The 19,692-nt window shown below is 60.7% G+C and carries 17 protein-coding genes; 2 read left to right on the top strand and 15 right to left on the bottom strand.

Annotated features, from left to right (window positions below):
* Nucleotides 1-2: 2 nt before the first annotated feature.
* The 10 genes from ACE3TY_RS04115 to ACE3TY_RS04070 all read right to left on the bottom strand — a co-directional run bounded on the left by ACE3TY_RS04115 (nucleotide 3) and on the right by ACE3TY_RS04070 (nucleotide 11,677).
* Nucleotides 3-1,046 (bottom strand): hypothetical protein, encoded by a 1,044-nt coding sequence (locus ACE3TY_RS04115; RefSeq protein WP_374651145.1) that lies wholly within the window; start codon nucleotides 1,044-1,046, stop codon nucleotides 3-5.
* Nucleotides 1,043-3,166 (bottom strand): ABC transporter permease, encoded by a 2,124-nt coding sequence (locus tag ACE3TY_RS04110; protein ID WP_374651143.1) that lies wholly within the window; start codon nucleotides 3,164-3,166, stop codon nucleotides 1,043-1,045. The genes ACE3TY_RS04115 and ACE3TY_RS04110 overlap by 4 nt, the downstream gene beginning before the upstream one ends.
* Nucleotides 3,167-3,237: 71 nt before the next feature.
* Nucleotides 3,238-4,254 carry a sugar ABC transporter substrate-binding protein gene (locus tag ACE3TY_RS04105; RefSeq protein ID WP_374651141.1) on the bottom strand — a complete coding sequence of 339 codons (1,017 nt, stop codon included), beginning with the start codon at nucleotides 4,252-4,254 and terminating at the stop codon, nucleotides 3,238-3,240.
* A gap of 38 nt (nucleotides 4,255-4,292) precedes the next feature.
* Nucleotides 4,293-5,273: an ABC transporter permease gene (locus ACE3TY_RS04100; protein WP_374651139.1), complete on the bottom strand. Its 981-nt coding sequence runs from the start codon at nucleotides 5,271-5,273 to the stop codon at nucleotides 4,293-4,295.
* Nucleotides 5,274-5,518: 245 nt separating this feature from the next.
* Nucleotides 5,519-6,442, bottom strand: coding sequence for an SMP-30/gluconolactonase/LRE family protein (locus ACE3TY_RS04095; protein ID WP_374651137.1), 924 nt, complete (start codon nucleotides 6,440-6,442; stop codon nucleotides 5,519-5,521).
* 80 nt (nucleotides 6,443-6,522) lie between these two features.
* The gene (locus ACE3TY_RS04090; protein ID WP_374651135.1) at nucleotides 6,523-6,843 is read right to left on the bottom strand and encodes a VanZ family protein; all 321 of its coding nucleotides are present in this window, start codon (nucleotides 6,841-6,843) and stop codon (nucleotides 6,523-6,525) included.
* Between the two features lie 38 nt (nucleotides 6,844-6,881).
* A complete protein-coding gene (gene galE, locus ACE3TY_RS04085; protein ID WP_374651133.1) occupies nucleotides 6,882-7,874 on the bottom strand; it encodes a UDP-glucose 4-epimerase GalE in 993 nt (330 codons plus the stop codon).
* Nucleotides 7,871-9,211, bottom strand: coding sequence for a UDP-glucose/GDP-mannose dehydrogenase family protein (locus ACE3TY_RS04080; protein WP_374651131.1), 1,341 nt, complete (start codon nucleotides 9,209-9,211; stop codon nucleotides 7,871-7,873). The genes galE and ACE3TY_RS04080 overlap by 4 nt, the downstream gene beginning before the upstream one ends.
* A 52-nt stretch (nucleotides 9,212-9,263) precedes the next feature.
* Nucleotides 9,264-10,028 carry a polyprenyl diphosphate synthase gene (gene uppS / locus ACE3TY_RS04075; RefSeq protein ID WP_374651129.1) on the bottom strand — a complete coding sequence of 255 codons (765 nt, stop codon included), beginning with the start codon at nucleotides 10,026-10,028 and terminating at the stop codon, nucleotides 9,264-9,266.
* Nucleotides 10,029-10,144: 116 nt separating this feature from the next.
* Entirely contained in the window at nucleotides 10,145-11,677 is a 1,533-nt protein-coding gene (locus tag ACE3TY_RS04070; protein WP_374651127.1) for an undecaprenyl-phosphate glucose phosphotransferase, read from the bottom strand.
* A gap of 664 nt (nucleotides 11,678-12,341) precedes the next feature.
* Between ACE3TY_RS04070 and ACE3TY_RS04065 the strand changes: the two genes are divergently transcribed.
* Together ACE3TY_RS04065 and ACE3TY_RS04060 are read left to right on the top strand one after the other, a co-directional pair.
* Nucleotides 12,342-12,941, top strand: a complete 600-nt coding sequence (locus ACE3TY_RS04065; RefSeq protein WP_374651125.1) for a polysaccharide biosynthesis/export family protein — start codon at nucleotides 12,342-12,344, stop codon at nucleotides 12,939-12,941.
* Nucleotides 12,941-14,167, top strand: a complete 1,227-nt coding sequence (locus tag ACE3TY_RS04060) for an outer membrane beta-barrel protein (protein ID WP_374651123.1) — start codon at nucleotides 12,941-12,943, stop codon at nucleotides 14,165-14,167. Before ACE3TY_RS04065 ends, ACE3TY_RS04060 begins: the two co-directional genes overlap by 1 nt.
* On the opposite strand, the gene ACE3TY_RS04055 is transcribed toward ACE3TY_RS04060, so the two are convergent.
* Genes ACE3TY_RS04055 through ACE3TY_RS04035 form a run of 5 tightly spaced genes read right to left on the bottom strand, consistent with a single transcriptional unit; the run spans nucleotide 14,161 to nucleotide 19,658 of the window.
* Nucleotides 14,161-15,333, bottom strand: coding sequence for a glycosyltransferase (locus ACE3TY_RS04055; protein ID WP_374651121.1), 1,173 nt, complete (start codon nucleotides 15,331-15,333; stop codon nucleotides 14,161-14,163). The genes ACE3TY_RS04060 and ACE3TY_RS04055 overlap by 7 nt on opposite strands.
* A 9-nt stretch (nucleotides 15,334-15,342) precedes the next feature.
* Complete coding sequence (locus ACE3TY_RS04050; RefSeq protein ID WP_374651119.1) at nucleotides 15,343-16,212, bottom strand: glycosyltransferase family 2 protein; 870 nt, start codon at nucleotides 16,210-16,212, stop codon at nucleotides 15,343-15,345.
* 16 nt (nucleotides 16,213-16,228) lie between these two features.
* The gene (locus ACE3TY_RS04045; RefSeq protein WP_374651117.1) at nucleotides 16,229-17,281 is read right to left on the bottom strand and encodes a polysaccharide pyruvyl transferase family protein; all 1,053 of its coding nucleotides are present in this window, start codon (nucleotides 17,279-17,281) and stop codon (nucleotides 16,229-16,231) included.
* Nucleotides 17,278-18,834 (bottom strand): lipopolysaccharide biosynthesis protein, encoded by a 1,557-nt coding sequence (locus ACE3TY_RS04040; protein WP_374651115.1) that lies wholly within the window; start codon nucleotides 18,832-18,834, stop codon nucleotides 17,278-17,280. Before ACE3TY_RS04040 ends, ACE3TY_RS04045 begins: the two co-directional genes overlap by 4 nt.
* A complete protein-coding gene (locus ACE3TY_RS04035; RefSeq protein WP_374651113.1) occupies nucleotides 18,831-19,658 on the bottom strand; it encodes a glycosyltransferase family 25 protein in 828 nt (275 codons plus the stop codon). Before ACE3TY_RS04035 ends, ACE3TY_RS04040 begins: the two co-directional genes overlap by 4 nt.
* Nucleotides 19,659-19,692: the final 34 nt, after the last annotated feature.

Raw genomic sequence — 19,692 nt, 5'->3', positions numbered from 1 at the left:
TCTCACCCCCTATGCGACAATGTGAGAAGCGCATTTCCGCCCTTGGCGCCGACCCAAATGTAACCGCCATATTCGGCGACACTGGTTACACCGTGACGCGTGCCATTGGCCCGGCTGTGGTAGGAAGCCACCGGCTGGAAGGTCGCATCGAGGCGCGCTACCAGGCCGTAGGATCGCGAGGGCGACCAGGGCTTGTGAATCCCCATGGTCTTGATGCCGCCGCACTGCAGCGGCTCAAGAAAGCTGGCACCCGATGTCAGGCTGGGCGCGATCCAATAGGGGCGCGGCACCTGCGCGATCATGTCACGCCGGTAGGCATCTTCCCGTAGCACGAATTCTACCAGCCGGTTACGCGGGGCAAAGAGGCTGAGCCAAGCGCCGCCATCTGTCGTAGTGGTCAGGCGTGCCGGATAGCCGGGTAGTTTCTCCAGCACCGGCGCGACGCCATCCTGGCCGATGCGGATGAGGCGATGCTTCCATCCTTCGGCGACGAGGATATTCTCTCCGCTGAGCAGGATGCCATTGGGAAAAGCGAGATTGGCTGCAAGGACGCAGGTCGCGGCAGTCGCCAGATCGAGCCGCCAGACGGAACCGCTGGACTGCCTCGTCATCAGGTCGAGCGCCCAATCGGTTGGCCGATGCGCCGCCGATCCGTTGCAGAGATAGAGGCCGGTCGCGTCGGCGAAGCTCATGGCCGTGAGGCATTTCAACGCGGCAGGCAGTGCGATTTCGCGCTGATCGACGAAGAGACGGCCGTCGTCGAGCGCCACGGCGAGATGCCCGCCCGGCGAGGATGCCAGCGCGCTGACGGGCGCGTCGAAACTGCGCAGGACATTTGCCGCCCGCTCGCCCGGCACAATTTCCAGGAGGTCGTTGCCCGATGTGAACAGGAGGCGGCCGCCATGGACGGTGAGATTGTCCGGTTCGGCCACCTGGAGATGAAGCTGGGCCTCGTCCAGCGCATTGTTGGGCCGAAAAGCGCCATCGAGGGGCGGAATGGTGACGGCCTTGCCACGGAAGAGATCGAGGACGGGATCGAAGATCATTTCACCCCTCCCCAATATGAGCGGATGCCGGTCCAGTTTGGATCGGCGTTGGGGAGCCTGTATCGGCCCACTCGATTGTTGAGGATACCCCCGACGAACAGCGAGCCCTTATGCTCGCGCATCGAGGTCACCATCGGGTGCGAGACCCCGGAAAGATCACCCAGTGCCCCCACGATCTTGCCGTTCCCGTCGAATTTGACGATGCCGCCGGTATTGATATTCGGGAACAGCCATTCATCCTGCGGCAGGCGCCGGGTCATGCGTTTGCGCATGCCGGGATGGCGCAGCGAGAGGTCGTAACTGGGCGTCCGCATGCCCAGCCAAGCCATCCAATAGGTGCCGTCCGACGCGCGGTTGATATTGTCCGGATATCCCGGCATGTCCTTGATAACGCATTCGACCTGGCCGGCTTTCGGTCCGTCGAACCAATAGCGGTGCACGCGGCAGGCCCAGGATTCGGCAAAGAACAAGGATTGGCCGTCATGGGCGATGCAGACGCCGTTGGCATAGAGATAGTTGTCGAGCAGCGTCGTTGTCTTGCCGGTCTTCGGATCGTGGCAAAGCAGGCGCCCCGTCGGCCGGCTTTCGATCGAATCCAGCGCCCAGTCATGGGCATCGTAACGCTTGGTGGAATCGGTAAAGAAGATGCGGCCGTCAGGTGCCACGTCGCAATCGTTGGGATCGCGCAGACGCGCGTCATCGACGACCGAGGTCCAGCTGCGCCGTGTCTCCGCCGTCAGCTTGGTGACGACTCGTTCGGGAGAGATCGAATAGAGGCCCATGGCGCCGACGCAGGATATTAGATTGCCTGCCTTGTCGAAGGCCAGCCCGAGCGGGAAGCCACCGGTGTGGGCGAAGACCTCCGAACGCTTATAGTCCGGCGCAAAGAATCGTACGATCTCGCCATGGCGTGTGCCGCAATAGAGGTTGTCGTCTTCATCCAGAATGACGTCCTCGGGTCCCTCCAGTTCGCCCAGGCCGATATGGTCGGTACGCGACAGATCGTTATTGAGGGAATAAGGCGATCCGGATTCGGGTTCGGCCGACTGCGTGTCGCCCATGCGGTGATAGATCGGCGCCACATAAATCTCGTTGAGAACCTTGTGCCGGTTCTTCAGCCAGCGGATGTCGAGTGTCACCGCAGCTGCCAGCATCAGGCCCAGTACCATCTGGTTCGTTCCGGTGCCGAAGCCAAGGCGGATGAGGCCATTGGTCATCACCAGCACGATGATGGCGCCCATCAGCCCCTTGACGATCGAGCCGCGCCCGCCGCCCAGGCTGTTGCCGCCGACCACGGCCGCCGTCAAAGCCATGATTTCAAGATTGAGCCCGGTTCCCGGCCCCGCCCCGCTGAGGCGGCAGGCAAAGAGAAAGCCGGCGATGCCGCAGCAGATGCCGGAAATGACATAGGTCATGAAGACGGTCTGGCGCACCCGGATACCGGCATTGTGCGCCGAACGGCGTGACCCACCGACCGCCAGGATATGCCAGCCGGGCCGGGATCGTGTCAGCGCGACATGCGCGACGATGGCAATAGCCAATGCCACGATGACGCTGATGGCGATGCCAAAGACCGTGCCGTCGCCGATGAAATCCCACAGATCCGAAGTGACGTCGGATAGCTGCACCTGGGAGGCAAAGCTCACGACCAGGATATCGTAGACCGCGCGGCCGATGATGAAAGTGACGAGCGTGGTCAGGAAGGCGCGCAGGCGCACATAGCCGATAAGGAAGCCGTTGACGGCGCCGAAGGCCATGCCGACCGAGATCGCCGCGACGAGCGCCATCCAGACCGGCAGATCGAAGATGAACAGCGATGAAACCGCGGCAAAGGCCGCGAGAGCGAAGATCGATCCCACCGAGAGGTCGATGCCGCCACCCAGCATGACGATGGTGAGACCGGTGACGACGATGGAGAATTCGCCGAGCTGGCGGGTGGAATCGCTCAGGGAAGCCGGCTTGAAGAAGCCGGAAATGGCTGTGCCGAAGGCTGCCACCGTGACGATAAGCGCCAGAAACGGAATGGCGCTGTCGGTCCAGCGTTTGGTGAGTATCTCGCCGATCAGGTGATCGGGAATGAAATTGTAACGCCAGCGCTGCAGCGTTTCGCGCACGGACATGGAAGTTCCCGGGAGAGTGAGGAAAGCAGCGCAGCCGGTCGGCTCCCGGCTGCGCTGCCGTCAGTCGGTGATTATTGCGCTTCGGCCTGAAGCGCCTTCAGATCCCAGCATGAGTTGGGCTTCAGGTCTGCCTTGGTCGTCGCCTTTTCCAATGTGTAGATGTAGGTCGAGGCATCGCCCGGCTTGACACTGCCCTGCAGCAGATACTTGATGATTGCGTTGATGTCGCGCGACTGGCCATGCAGTTCGGTCATGACGACCGCGCCGAACGTGCCATTCTCCAATGCATCGCAATCGACCTTCTCGCCGCCGCCAGTCGTGACGAGGAAGATCTTGTCCTGCTTGCCGGCTTCGCGAATGGCCGCGGCCGTGCCGGTCGCATCCCCGTCCCAGAAGTCGATGATGCCGCAGATATCCGGGAATTGCTGCAGCATGGTCGTGGTCACGTTGCGGGCGGTGGTGGCGTCCCAGTTCGAATCGGGCTTCGCCACGATCTTGAAGTCAGGGTGCTTTTCCATCACCTTCATGATGCCGGCATACTGGTAGAGGCTGGACGCATTGACCTGGTCGCCTTGGACAAGACCGATCTGCTTCGAGGAATTTTCGCCGCAGCCCTTGATCACCGCTTCGGCCTCAAGCTGGCCGAGGCGATCCCAGTCGGAGCCGACAAAGGCATCGACCGGATAGTTGACCGGATTGTCGATGGCAACGACGAAGATGCCTTCCTTTTGTGCCTTCTTGAAGAGTTTGGCGTAGGAATTGAGATCGGGCGAATGCACGACGAGCATGTTCGGCTTGGGATCCGAGGAAATGGCCTCGGTAATCGCCTGGGCGCCGGCCTCGATGCTCCAGTTCGGATCGCGGGTTTCGAAGACGCCGCCGAAGGCCTCGACTTCCTTCTTGAGATAGGCAGCCCAGCCCTGGGCGAGGTCGAAGCCCATCGCCATCGGGACCAGAATGACGCGCTTGTCCTTGAGGGCCGCGGCGTAGGCGGCAGGACCCGGGTCTTCCTGCGCCTGGGCGACCGAGCCGACGGCCATGGTGAGCAGTGCCGTTGCCGCGATGAGGGTTTTCTTCAATCCGATCATGGTGCACCTTTCCTGTCTATCGTTCAGATTTCGGTTTCTTAGATATCGCCCTGCTGGGCCGTCTGCTCGTCGCGCGGGTTCAGCACCCCGTCGATGATAATCGCCACCAGCAGAATCGTGGACTTGATAAGGTTCTGATAGAGATTGGGAATATCGAGGATCGTCATGGCATTCAGCATGATGCCGATGAGCAGGGCGCCGACGACAACGTTGCGCATGCCGCCCTTGCCGCCCGACAGGCCGATGCCGCCGATCACGGCGACCAGCACGATGTCGTAGAGCAAGGTCGAGTTGACGACGCGGGTATTGATGGAAAGCAGGCTGGAAGCCGTCAGGATGCCGGCGGTGAAGGCAATCAGGGACGACAGCACGTAGCGCAGCAGCAGCATCGGGCGCACGGGAATACCCAGATTGCGCGCGGCCAGCGGATTGTCGCCAGCGTAATAGACGTAGCGCCCCCATTTCGTGAAGCGCAGGAAGAGATAGGCCAGGAACACGATGGCCGAGAAGAGAAATACTTCGATCGGCACGCCGAGCCAGCGGGTGCGGCCCAGAAGCTCGATCCAATGCTGCGGCGGTACGGGGATCGCATCCTGGCTGATAAGCTGCGACCGGACAAAGCCGAAGACGAAGGCACCGCTGGCCAGGGTGACGAAGATCGGAGGTACGTCGGCATAGGCAACGAGAAACCCGTTGGCGAGACCGATCAGCAGGACGGCACCGAGCGCCAGGACCAGTGCCCATGTGCCTGGGGTGCCATCACCCAGCATCTGCAGATACCAGGCCACGGACATCGCCATGATGGCGACGGCGGACAGGTCGATGCCACGGCCGACAATGACAATGGCCATACCGACCGCGAGGATACCCAGCACGGAAACGCTGCGGACGATGGAAATCAGGTTGGCGGCAGTGAAAAAGCCCGGCAAAGCCAGGGCCGCGACAATGAAAACCAGAACAGCGATCGCCAGAACGATCCGTTCTTGATCCAAACGCGCGAAAAATGAGCGGACAGCCATCCCTAGACGCCACCATTCGAGGGCGTCGACCAAGCCATTCTTGCCGGCGGACCGCCCCATTCCCCCAGGAAATTTCCCTGGCTGAGGCTAATACGAGGAGGTTTCACGAGTCTACTGATCATTTGTAAGACAAACATGAAGGTCTCCGGGCGGCGGCCGGGACCCATGTTTATCGGCTGCAATCAGCAGATGGCGAGCGGGAATTTCTCCACCCGCCACGCGGAAAGCCCGCGCCCCGTCTGCGGTCAGCGTGGCGGCGGCAACGCTCCTTGCGTGTTGACATAGATCGCATAAAGCGAAGTCGTGCCGCAGATGAAGAGGCGGTTCCGCTTCGGCCCGCCGAAGCAGACATTGGCGACGACTTCGGGCACGCGCACACGGCCGATCAGGGCACCGTCCGGCGCATAGCAGTCGACGCCGGCACCCGTGCTGGTCCAAATGTTGCCGTGCACATCGACCCGGAAACCATCGAACAAGCCGATCTGGCATTCCGCGAACCTCTCGCCCCCGGACAGCGATCTGCCGTCGGCACCGACCTGGAAACGGCGGATATGGCGGGGCCCGTTCGGCACATGGGTAGCACCCGTATCCGCGACATAGAACAGTCTTTCGTCGGGCGAGAAGGCCAGGCCGTTCGGCTTCTCGAAATCGGTCGCCACGGCAACGAGTTCCTTGCTGAGAGGATCGAAGCGATAGACATGGCAAGCGCCGATCTCGGAAGGGGCAGCGTCGCCCTCATATTCGCTGTCGATGCCGTAGCTGGGATCGGTGAACCAGATCGTGCCGTCGGACTTAACAACAAGATCGTTGGGTGAATTGAGCCGCTTGCCCTGATAATGAGACACAAGGACCGTTCGCGACCCGTCATGCTCCGTGCGAGATACACAGCGCCCCCGATGTTCACAGGAAACCAGCCGCCCTTCGCGGTCGACCGTATGGCCGTTCGTATGCAGGGCCGGCGCGCGGAATATCGAGACCGATCCGTCGGTCTCGTCCCAGCGCATGATGCGGTCATTGGGGATGTCGGACCAGATAAGATAGCGTCCCGCGGCAAAATAGGCCGGGCCCTCCGCCCAACGGCAGCCGGTATAGAGCTTTTCCAGATGAACATTTCCGCCGGCATAGCGGCGGAACCGGTCATCAAAGACCTCGAAACTGTCGGTCAGCATGGCTCCCCCCTCAATTCGCCGCTCCATCGGACGGGATCATCCTAGAAGTCAGGGGGCGACTTCAATAGGCAATGAAACCGTCAAGCCAGCCCGCGACGCCAGCGCATGAACCAGGTCAGGCCTGCCAGCGCCAGGAGTATGCCCATCGCATTGGCTACCTGGTCGAGCGCCGAAGCCTCCCGCCCGCCCAGGAATCCTTGCGCAAGTTCCAGCCCAATGCCGAGCAGGAACAGGAAGCCCAGGGCCGCCAGACGCCGACGGTGGGATGCGAAGGCCGCGAAGGCGAGGCAGGAAAGGACAAAATAGGCGCCGGCATGCTCGAACTTGTCGACGATGCCGCCACCGGGCGGGCTGAGATCGGGCGCGAGCGACCCGTATATGATGGCCGCGATGGCAAGCATCCAGAGCACCAGAAAAAGCTGCCTTTGCCGAGACTTCGTCAAGCCGACGCCGCGAAGGATGACGCGTATTTGGCGTCCCATGCGACAGCACTCTTGACGATTTCGACGATATCGAGATGGCGCGGCTGCCAGCCAAGCTTGTCGCGGGCAAGATCGTTGGCGGCATAGAGCGTCATCGGGTCGCCCGCGCGCCGCGGTGCCTCGGTATGCGGCACCGGCCGGCCCATCGCCTGCTCGACCGCCGTCAGCACTTGGCGCACCGAGGCAGGCTTGCCGGTTCCCAGATTGAAGCGATGCCCGCGCTTGCTGCCCAAGATGAAGTCCAGTGCGGCAGCATGGGCATCGGCGAGGTCCGTCACGTGCACGTAATCGCGCAAGCAAGTGCCGTCTGGCGTATCGTAATCCGTGCCGAAGACCTTGAGCGGTTCGCCCTTGAGGCGGGCGGCATGGATGGCGAGCGGGATGAGATGGCTTTCATGGACATGCGCCTCGCCGATGCGCAGCTGCGCGTCGGCGCCGGCGGCATTGAAATAGCGCAGGATGACGGCGTCGATCTCGCCGGCCTGGGCCGCATCCATGATGGCATTCTCGGCGGCGAGCTTGGTACGGCCATAGGGGTTGATCGGCGCCGTGGGCATGTCCTCTCGGATCGGCAGCGCCGGCGGCACGCCATAGACGGCGCAGGTGCTGGAGAAGACAAGCTTGCGCAGATTGCACCGTTTCATCGCCGCGAGCAGCGCCAAAGTGCCGGCCACGTTATTGTCGTAATAGCGCAAGGGTTCGGCGACCGACTGCGCCACCAGCGACAAGGCCGCAAAGTGAAGAACGGCCTCAATCTTGTGCTTTTCGATGAGTTCGGCCACGAAATCGGAATCGCGGACATCACCTCGCGCAAGCGGTCCCCATTGCACCGCCCAGGCATGGCCCGTGATCAGGCTGTCGAGCGTGACGGGCTCGACGCCCTTGGCGGCAAGGGCCAGGCAGGCGTGGCTGCCGATATAGCCGGCACCGCCGGTGACAAGAACCTTCACGCGACCCCCTTCACCCGTGCCACCGGTTCGACGCTCGGCCGTCCCAGGCTGGTATACTCGAAGCCGAACGCAGCCATTTCATCCGGTCGGTAGATGTTGCGCAGATCGACCACGATGGGCGTTTTCAGCAGCTTTTTGATACGGGTGAGATCGAGGGCGCGATAGCTGTTCCATTCGGTCAGGATGACGAGGGCATCGGCCCCTTCCATCGCCGCGTAGGGATCCCCGAAATAGTCGACGTCGGGCATATGCTTGCGCGCTTCGTCGATGCCGACCGGATCGTGGGCGCGGACCTTGGCGCCGCGCTTCATGAGTTCCGGGACAATCACCAGGCTCGGCGCGTCGCGCATGTCGTCCGTATTGGGCTTGAAGGTCACGCCCAGGATGGCGACGGTCTTGCCTGCCGGCGCGCCGTTGAGAGCCGTCGAAATTCGGTCGGCCATCTGCAGCTTGCGATCGTCGTTATAGGAGACGGTCGCCTCGACCAGGGACAACGGCGAGTGCGCATCGCGGGCCGTCTTCATCAGCGCCAGCGTGTCCTTGGGAAAGCAGGAGCCGCCATAACCCGGACCTGGATGCAGGAATTTCGGCCCGATGCGGCCATCGAGGCCGATACCGCGCGATACGTCGCTCACATTGGCCCCGAGCTGGTCGCAAAGGTCCGAAATCTGGTTGATGAACGAGATCTTGAGAGCCAGGAAGGCATTGCTGGCATATTTGATGAGTTCGGCCGTTTCCAGACTGGTGAAGAGAATCGGCGTCTCAATAAGGAAGAGCGGGCGGTAGAGCTGGCGCATGACGGCACGCGCCGCTTCGGTTTCGCAGCCGATGACGACACGGTCGGGCCGCATGAAATCGCCGATGGCCGATCCTTCGCGCAGGAATTCCGGGTTGGACGCCATGTCGAACCTTGCCGACGGATTGGTCTTGCGGATGATCTCGGCGACCCTGCGACCCGTTCCCACCGGCACGGTCGATTTGGTGACGATGACTGTGTAGTCCTTGAGCTCCCTGGCGATGGTTTCAGCCGCCGCGTAGACATAGGTGAGGTCGGCATGGCCATCGCCGCGCCGGCTCGGCGTCCCCACTGCGATGAACACCGCCGAGGCACCGACCATCGCCCTGGGCAGGTCCGTCGTGAAAGAAAGCCTGCCGCGCTCGGTATTGCGCTTCACCAGGGTATCGAGTTCGGGCTCGTAGATCGGGATCTTGCCAGCCTTGAGCTGGTCGATCTTGCCTGCGTCCTGATCGACGCAAACGACGTCGAAACCGAATTCCGAGAAGCAGGCGCCGGAAACGAGACCCACGTAACCGGTGCCAATGACGGCAATCTTCATAAATCCATCCTGTCGTCAGGAGCCGGCACGCGTGACCGGCTCGTTTGCTATATCATACTTGCCCGACGCCGCCGAAGCGGCGATCGCGCCCCCTGAAGACGGCCAGGGCCGCCACGAAGTCCTCGGCCGAGAATTCCGGCCAGTGCCGGTCGACGAAGAGCATTTCCGCATAAGCAAGCTGCCACAACAGGAAATTGCTGATGCGCCGCTCGCCGCTGGTGCGGATGAGAAGATCGGGGTCCGGCAGATAGCCGCTTGGCAAGGCCTGCGCCAGCACTGCTTCGTCGATCGTGGCGGCATCGAGCCGGCCGGAAACGGCCTCCGTTGCCAGATGCCGGGCGGCCGCGGCAAGATCGGCCCGGCCGCCATAATTGAGGGCGATCGTAAGATGGAGACCGGAATTGCCGGCAGTCATCTTCTCAGCCTCGCCGATAAGGGTAACAATATCGCCCGGCAATCCGGCGCGCTCGCCGATGACGCCGAGGCGCACCTTGTTGGCGTTTAGCTCGGCCACATCCTTGCGCAGGTATCCGCGCAACAGCCCCATCAGATAATCGACTTCCGCCTTCGGCCGGCGCCAGTTCTCGGACGAGAAACCGAAGAGAGTGAGGTGCGTCACCCCAGCCTCGCCCGCCGCCCGAACGATGCGCCGCGCCGCCTCGGCGCCGTAATAATGCCCCATGCTGCGCGGCAGCCCGCGCCGTTGCGCCCAGCGCCCATTGCCGTCCATGATGATGGCGACGTGAAAGGTGCCGGCGGAACTGCCCCCGGCGGTGGTTTCCGGCAGCGCGGCCAGGGCATTGGTCAAGGTCGTCACGCGAGCTCCTCGATCTCAGTCGTTTGGGTCGGCGCAGGATTCAGGGAAAACGTGGCAGGATTGCGGGCGACCGCCGGTATATTGCAGCGATGTTGAGGCAATTTGACGACGGTAGATCAGAACGCGTTGCGCGGCCTGATCAGCTCGATCACTGTCATCAGCAGGATGCGCAGATCGAGGAAGAACGACCAATTGTCGATGTAATAGATGTCATGATGGACACGGGCCTCCAGCAGCTCCGGCACCTCCACCGCGCCACGCAGGCCATGCACCTGTGCCCAGCCGGTGATACCCGGCTTCATGCGATGGCGGACGGCATATTCACGCACGATCTCGTCGCATAACCGGTTGCCAACCTGCATGCCCAATGCATGCGGCCTCGGTCCCACCAAAGACATATCGCCTTTGAGTACATTGATGAGCTGCGGCAGCTCGTCGACGCTGGTCTTCCTGAGCAGGGCGCCCACGCGCGTGATACGCGCGTCATTGCGCTGCGTCTGCTGGCGCGCCTCCAGGTCGGCGCAATTCACATACATCGAGCGGAACTTGAACACGTGGAACTTGCGATTGTTGAAGCCCATGCGCGGCTGCAGAAAGAAGACCGGTCCCGGACTGCTGATCTTGATGGCGAGCGCTGCGGCAAGCAGTACGGGCGAGAGCGCCAGCAAGGCACCCGATGCCGCAACCATGTCGAAGCACCGTTTCACCACCCGATCAAGGCCTGATTGCGGCCGGCGACTGACGTTGAGGATCGGCGGATGGGCGTCGCGGATGACTTGCTTGTCGACGCGTACGCCAATGAATTCCGGCACCAGCGCCACATCGACCGGCAGATGCCGCAGCCGCGATAGCAGGTGCAGGATGCGGTCCTCGGCATTCATGGGAAGGGCCACCAGCACCTTATCGATGCTGGGCGTGTTCTGCACGAGATCGATCAACTGATCGATACCGCCCTGCACCGGCACGCCGTTGAGGTCGCGCGGCACCCGCCTCAGGCGGTCATCGAAAACACCGCGCACCTGGACGCAATCGGCATAATCCTCCTGGACGACGCGCATCAGCCGCTGGCCGATGGCGTCCGCGCCGAACAGCACGATATTGGTGGCAAGATGCCCGGCCGCCTGCAGCCGGCTGAGGATGCCGTATATAAGGCCGCGCTCAGCCATCACGGCGACGGTCGCGAACAGGGCGAAGAGCGCTTCCGGGGGCAGCATCCCGATGCCGGCCATTTCCGTGTGGCGGCCAAGGAGCAACTCCAGCCCATAGGCGACGGCCGCCGCGGTGCCGGTCAGAATCGCAGGTTTGAGGATGAATTCGACCCGCGAGATCTTGGAGATGCGTGACAGGCTTTCCGCTTTGTAGGATTGAGCAAATGCGTGCGCCAGGAAGAAGCTGAGGATGGCGGTGACGAAGAAATGCGGCAGATTTGTTTCCAGTAATTCCGCATGTGAATGCAGTAATACTACCGCAACAATCGCCATTGCGGCACAGAACACAGAAATATCACAGACCCCGAGCAGAATCCCGCCGAGCTTTGGATCCCGCGGGATCAGCCGGGCGGTATTGAAGCCGGCTACGCCGATATCGTTGGCGGGCGGTGAAACGATCTGGGTGGAACGCAAGTTCGGCGCAGTGCGCAGTTGGAGCATGGCGACACCTGTCATTCTCCCCTGAACAGTCGAGCCCCCTCCCATTGAGGCGTTAACCGGTGCTCTTTTTCTTGTATTCTTCATCGCAATTCGCAGTCGGTCATGAATGATTTGAACGCGGGCCGGCCAAGCATATGCGACGAGATAAGAAGGCTATCGCAGTAGTATTGCATAGCAAGGATCAAATCCCCGATCCGTTCGTATTTCTATTTCGCAGGCATCATGTTCGATAGCGATGGAAAAGGGTGTTACAAGCCTGGGAGAAAATCGCGGCTACGAAGATGATGGGCCGGATTATTTCCCGGGAACTCATGATTACTGAAATATTGCGGGACCCGAGTGACTAATTGTTGTTCAAGCCTGCCGCACCATTAGGCAACATTCCAGCACCAGCCGTAAACTCTTGCCCCCGAACTTGGTTCCCGTTGTGTGGCTTTCTGCAAACATCCCCGAAATATCCCACCCGTAACCGGCCGTGTCAGGCCAAGAATAGGGTGACCGGCGCCGCAAGGACGCCGGCCGAATCGATATTTCCCCCGGGATTGCTCTTTAACCGCTGGATTCTTTACACACACTCTACGATGACGATATCATGAAGCCGGCAGGGAGCCCCATCACCTTTGCGCCTAGCTCTGGGCGCATGCATCTCTTTGAGAGGTCGTCGATGTTGCGAAAATTCGCGCTGCCCTTGTTGACTCTTATGCTCGTCGTAGGCGCTGGCTCGCATGATGCCTCGGCGCAGGATGCTGCCTATCGGATCAATGGCGGCGATCAGTTGCATATTTCGGTCTATGGCGAACAGAACCTTAACCAGGATGTCGTCGTACAGCCGGACGGCTGGCTGTCCTTTCCCCTAGCCGGAAACATTAACGCCCTCGACCTGACATTGCAGGAACTGCAGTCGAAGATCGCCGACAACCTGCGGCAGAGCCAGTATTTCCCCAACCTGACTGACAGCGAGGTTACTGTTTCGATGCTGAAAGCGGTCGGCAATTCGATCTCGGTGATCGGTCAGGTGAAGCAGCCGGGCACCTTTGCCTTCGACACACGGCTCGACGTCATGCAGGCCCTGAGCCTGGCGGGCGGCCTGACGCCTTTTGCCGGCGAAGACGAGATCAAGATCTTGCGTCGCGATGCATCTGGGAAGCAGAGCGCCATTCCGTTCGACTATTCGGCGCTGGAGGAAGGCGAGAAACTGGAAAGCAATATTCTGCTGAGGGGCGGCGACGTAGTCGTCGTGCCGCAAGCCGGGTTCGGCTTCTAGTGGGAGCGTCATGCGGAAATCAGCGCCGTTCGAGCTTCCGACGGCCGCTCGTCCTGAGCGCGAGCATCCTGCTGTCATACTGGCTGTGCGATGACAGTGCGGCGCAGGAGTGGACGCTCGACACCGGCATATCGCAGCAATTCCTCTATACCGACAACCTGTTGCTCAGCAGGGACGACGAAATTGAGACATTCGGCTCCATCACCACCCCAGGTTTTCGCTTGGAACGCCAATCGCCGACCCTGGATGTGTGGCTCGATGGCCGGTTCGATTTCACCGAATATTTTAGTCACTCGGAGTTCGACTCCCAGGATCAGCGGCTGCGGTTAAACGTCGAAAAGGATGTCAGCGAGCGCAGCACACTGAATCTCAACAGCAGCTTCGTTCGCGATACGACGATCCGGTCTGAGCAAGACACCGACCGTTTCGTGGACCAGAAGATCGGCATCACGTATTGGGAAGTGCGCCCCAATTGGACCTATCTGCTGACACCGGTCGACCGCATGCGGCTTGGAGGCAGCTACAGCTCGGTCGCCTACGACAGCTCGGAGAAAACAGATTACGAATATTACGGCGGCACGCTCGACTATGGTCATCAGTTGAGCGAGATCGATGCGGTAACGGCCAACCTCAGCTACTTCCGATTTGTGCCCGATGAGACGGGCGACGCCAAGACCGATACCGCGGCGGCACTTCTCGGCTACACTTATACACCTTCCGACCGCCTCACCATCGGCGGTGCAGCGGGTGTCGGCTACAGCATCGAACATGGCAGCGGCGACGAAGACGATGATTCGGACGATGGCGGGGTAGGCTATCGGCTGAAATTCAATGCGAAATACCAGATCAGCGATAGCACGAGCGGGCGATTGACACTGTCGCACGATTCCGAACCGTCCAGCGACGGCGAACAGAAGACGCGGAACCGCGCCACTCTCGGGGTAAGCCACAAGATCACGCCGCTGACGACCTTTGCATTGAACATCGACTATGTCGATACGTTCGACTATGCTGGGCTCGAAGGATCCCGCACGGACGATGACGAATCGCGCTACACATCGATTCGGCCATCGTTGGCCTGGGCAATCACTGAGGATGTGAGCCTCGTGGCTGAGTATCGCTATCGCTACAAGCTTTACGACGAGAGCAACGACTCGGCGATGTCCAATTCCGTCTTCCTCACCCTGCGCTATGAATTGCCGACTTGGGGCTTCGACGGCTACTGAGCGGGCACCGTGGAAGGCGCGGCACCAGGTGCCCGCGACAATTCCGCCCTCAAAATCTCCCAATAGGCAGCCTTGGCACGCGCGACACTAAAGTCGTTTGCGCGTCGGGCCGCCTTCTCGGCATAGCTGGCCCGGAAGGCCGGATCTGCCATGGCGCGCAGCGCAGATGCCATGTCTTCGACATGATCGGGCCGCACCAACAGGCCGTGCGGTGCATGGACGACACCAGTTGCGACTTGTTCGCGCGCGATTTCGGCCAGAACCTCCGACGGACCCGACAGACAATTGGTCGAAACGACGGGGATACCCAATGTCATCGCCTCAAGCAAGCTGTTGGGGAAACCTTCAGCATTCGAGGGCAAGACAAAGAACGCGGCGTGACGCAGCACAGCATACGGATTGCCGCAGAAGCCAGGCATCAGAACGCGATTTCCCACTCCCTGCCTGGCTGCGAGTGCCGCCAGGGCGGCGCGCTCCGGCCCTTCCCCCAGGACCAGCAAATGTTCTTCGATACCGGATCTGGCATAGGCATCGATCAGCATGGAAAAATTCTTGTTCGGCACGAGACGCCCCATCGCCACGATGTAGGGCGCATCGAGCGCAATATCAGGCTGCGCCGCGCCCATCTTGCGGATGCTCTCCAGATCGATCGGATTGGCGATGACGGCGAGTTTGCGGCGCTCGATACCGAACGCGCCAGCCAGATCGTCAGCGACACCCGGTGAAACGGCAATGATCCGTCGTGCCAGTGGGTAGCAGAAACGCACCAGCCCGCGAGCGAGGCTGGCGCCCACTCCCTTGCCTAAATGACTGCTGGTATTGACGCGCTCGCTGATCACAGCGGGGACGCCCAGGCATCGGCATGCAAGCGCTGACGCGATATTCGCCCTGGTAAGAAAGCTCAGCACCACATCCGGTCTCAGCCGACGCAGTGAGCGGAACAGTTCACTCAGACTGCGCATCATCGAGTGCCGGCAATCCAGCTGTTCGACCCGGATCCAATCCGGCACTAGATAGGCGGCTGGTTCGCGGTCGAGCAGGATGAGCGTGATATCGCAGTCGCGGCGCTCATCTTCCGATGCACGCAACAAAGTGCACATAACGCGCTCCGCGCCGCCTCCAGCCAGCGAGTTGATCACGAATGCCACTTTCCGGCGTGGGATCATGTTACGATCTTACCCTCTGTCGGTGGCGCGGACTGTCCGGCCACTCAGCCACTGCCATGCATAGCCGAGCGCACCATAAGATTCCCAATAGGCACTTGCCGGTCGGCGGCGCAGGCGCAACGTGACCAGCCGTCCCCATCCTCGCAACCCGTGCCGCACGGCACCGCAACTCAGCATCAATTTGGCATGATATGCGCCACGCCCGATGTCATAGTCGCGCTGCAGCTGGGGAATTGAATCCGCTTTGCGACCGTGGTGATGTGCCACAACTATGTTCGGATCGTAGCAGCCATCCCAACCCGCCAAGCTCGCCCGCGCCGCGGCGTCGCAATCCTCTGCCGGGAAAAGCGCGCCGGCGCCGAACAGCGGATCGAACCCGCCTATATCGATCAGTACATCTCGCCGAAACGCCATGTTGGCCCCCATGAGGGCGCCTGGTGGAAGATAGCGTGCCCTGGGAAATGCCCTGGGCACACGCGATTCATTGATTGTCGCGGGATAGTCAGTCGGGTCATGGAGCGAAATCCGGCCGGTCACATAACCGATCCGCGAATTGTCGAAGGCATGCATTGTCGCCTGCAGAAAATCAGGCGCTACGTAGCAGTCGTCATCGGTGAAGGCGACGATTCTTCCCCTTGCGGCCGTCAGGCCGGCATTGCGCGCATTGCCCAATCCTTTGACCGGCTGCGGGACATAGCGAACCAGAAATGCCGCCTGCCGGGCGAATTCATCGATCACTTCGGCCGTATTGTCGGAAGAGCCATTGTCGACCACGATAAGCTCCCAGGGTCCGCTATATTGCACGGAAGCGATGTGTGCCAGGCATGGACCGAGCTGTGCCGCGCGGTTACGTGTACAGACGATCAGCGAGATATCCAAGTCACCCTCCTTTCCTCTATCTCCAACCCGATATGCCGGCCACCAGCAGCCGGCGCCCACGTTCCATGGCCGCGGCCATATTCGTCGCCCTTTCGAGACCTACACAATTCGACGTCCACGCATCGATAAAACTGCCAAGCTTCCCGTAGGAATTGTCGAGGACTACATGCGGCAAGCCCAAGAGGACTGAAATGATGTGCGCGTGCAGGCGGTCAGTTACGACAATCTTGCCCTGCGAGAGAGTGGCGACGCCGCGTCGGAATCTCCGCCATGCCAATGCGTCATGCACAGTGGGTGTGTGACCCGAAATACCTTCGCCACGCCAGACTGCACCGAACCGCGCGAACAGTCGCGTCCGGCGTAGATCTTGCCTCGACTCTTCAAGCCAATCGACAACAATGCGGCTTGACGCGTCATCCGGTATCGTCATTCCACTGACACGCTCGGCATCGGTGCGCATCAGACAAAGGAAATCGACAATCGGACGAAGCCGGGAGAACGGTCCCATGCAGAAGGCCATGTCCGGGCAAAGATGGACCGGACAATCGAAATGCTCCTGCGCAAATCCGAACGATTTGCGGTCGCGCACCAGCAGCGTGAATGCGCCATGTCGTCGGATCGCATCTGCCGTTTCCCGGATGGCTTCGTCATCGTCGAAGTGAATCGATTGCGGCAGCTGGATAATCGGACGACGAGGAAAATACCTGAGGACATCCAGGCGCAACTGGTGATGATGGCGCCAGATGGTTCCGAAATTGCCGCCCCCATGAATCAGGATCGGACCGTCCGGCGCTCGGCGCCTAAGATCGTCCGCCGAGAACGTCGCCGTCGAACAGGTATAAGCGGGCCGCGTACCCATTTCACGGGCAAGAAATGCAATTTCACCGAGCCAGATAGCCGAATCGCCAACATTGCCGTGATTCGGAAAATCGACCAGAGCCGGCCTGGCATCGGACATGAGCGGTTTGAGCACCGCCGAGATATCGGCCTGCAGCCGCGGGATGAGTTGCCGGGGCGTGAGGCTCGACATATCGGGCTGCACCTGGATCGTGGACGCCAACATCGTCATTCAGCCCGACCTATTCCCAGCCGCTTGCGGACCTGGCGCATCAGCAACTGTCGCGATTGCCCCGAGAGAACCAGCAGGGCACCGCCATATAGCGGGATGCCGACACCGACCGCGGCAGCGACAAACAGAAGCTCCGACTCCATCAGGGGCCGCGCAAACCACATGAACAGCCAGACGCCAGCGCCCATCACAAGCGAAGCGGCAAAGGGTGCCGCGGTCGCCCCAAATGTCGTTCCGAAGCCAATGCCGGCGCGCCGCTTTAGCAGCCACAATTGCAGCGGAAAAGTCAGATAGGCGCGACCGACATAGGCCCAGGCAACGGCGGCGATGCCGAAGGGTGCGGCAAGGATTGTAAGGCCTAGTGTCAGGAACAGCTGGAGTGTGGCCAGCCAACGCATATCCGATCCACGCCCTATCGCGCTGAGGACCGGCGAGACGAAATAATTGAGCGAGAACGGCACGACCATGAGCGCAAAGATCTGCGCCAGATAACCCGCCTCATGCCATTGCGGACCATAGACCACCGGCACCGCATCGCGCGCGATTATTCCAAAGCCAACGAGTGCCGGAAAGGAAATCGTCGAACTGGCAAAGACCATTCCGCGATATGCCTTTATTAAGTCCGCCCGATTGTCCTGCAGGCGCGAGAAGGTCTGCACAGCCACCTGTGTGAAGGGCTGGATCGCGCCATTCGTGATCAACTCGGTCATCCGCCAGGCCGTGCGATAGATACCGACGGCGACTGCGCCGATGGTTGCACCGACGACGAGATCCTGCACGCGGGTCAGGAACAGAAAGATGATCTGGGTGATGGCGATATTGGAACTGAAGCCCCACATTTCGCGCAAGGAGTCGAAGGCGAACTTGCGGCCCGGTCGCCAATTATAGGCCTGCCACGAGACCAGTGTATTGACGATTTCGGTCACGACGCGCTGAACCACCAGGCTCCAGATACCCCAACCCGCGAAGGCCGCGGCAATAGCAGCACCACCACCCAAGGCGCCGCTCAACATAGAACGCACCGCCATCGACTTGTGACCGAATTCGCGCAGACGCAGCGCCATATGCGATGCGCCCGCGGCGACGATCGGGAGCAGGCTCCCAACCACCATCATGGGTCCGACCGCAAGCGGCTGGCCGATTGCGTTGAGAACCGGATTGGCCAGTGCAATGACCAGCGCCGACACGAAGACGGCCAAAGCCATATTGCCCCAGAAAATCGTATCGAGCAGTTCCGGCGTCAGCTTGCGTGCCCGCACGATGTAGTTGGTCAGGCCTCCATTGGCTAGAATGCGCGCGAACTCCGAAAATAGAGTGACGATTGCGAAAATACCGATGTCGTGGGGATTGAGAAGTCGCGCCAGCACCACGAAGACGGCGAAGGCGAAAAACTGGTTCGAGGTTAAACGAATGACGGTCCAGATAATCGAATTGCGCGTCTTTTTCTTCAAGTGCCGATCATAGACGCCCTGTCCATCGTCCTCGCTCGCCACCTCCTGTCGCCTTCCCTGGATCGCGCCCGTCGCGGGACTCGTTGCTGCTATCAGTGTCATTTGTTTTTATTCGTATAGGCTAGTTTCTGGCTCTGAAGATTCAGATAGTTGACGGCAGGCGCGCAACCGAGAAGCCGCTTTACGGCATGCGACAGACGCAGCCCTCGGATCTGCCAGCGCGTTCTCTTGCGATTCAAGAAGATGCGAGCCCTTACAAAGGTCGGAACGCTGATTTTCTCATACCTGTCGACACCGATACCTGAGGGAACCGATTCTTCCATGACGGGGAAGGGAAAGACCGTCAAGTTCGGAATGCCATGTGACCATGACCGGTCCAGTTCGTTGTCGATCGGCGCTCGCACATTCTTGCAATGAGCCATCAACTTGCGCGCGGTTGCTTTGGTGACGACATAGGCCTGCGTGCCGGACGCAAACCCGAACAGTTCGACGATCGAGCGCGATTGGTCGATGAACGCGCGCATGAACGCCGCATTGTTGACTGGCAGTTGGCAGTAGAGACGAAGATAGCCGATACCCAAAGCATCAAGGTCGACTTTTGAAATCTTTCGCACGAAAGCCCAGTCGACGATAATGTCGTCCTCCATGACGATATATTGATCCGCCTCGCCTTCGATCAGGCTTTCCCACGCAGCATAGTGACTGGAATAGCAGCCGAGTTCCCCTTGGCGCAGCGGGCGGCCTTTGAAAGCGATCGCGTCCGATTCGATATAGCTGAGTGCGGGATGCAGTTGCGTGTAGGCGGGGAGATACTGCCAATCCATGCCGGCATCCAGCGCACGCGAAGAGAAACGCGCGCGGCGCTCTTTCGCCGATTCGAGGCTGATGACGACCACCTTCGTTACGATATTAGTCTCATCAGGCATGATGGCTCCATCGTCCCTTGCCGCACGTCATCTC

Origin of the sequence: Dongia sp., from assembly GCF_041918875.1 — a bacterium.
Classification (GTDB): domain Bacteria; phylum Pseudomonadota; class Alphaproteobacteria; order Dongiales; family Dongiaceae; genus Dongia.
The sequence above is the reverse complement of the archived record's forward strand: the minus strand, read 5'-3'. Positions and strand labels throughout refer to the sequence as shown.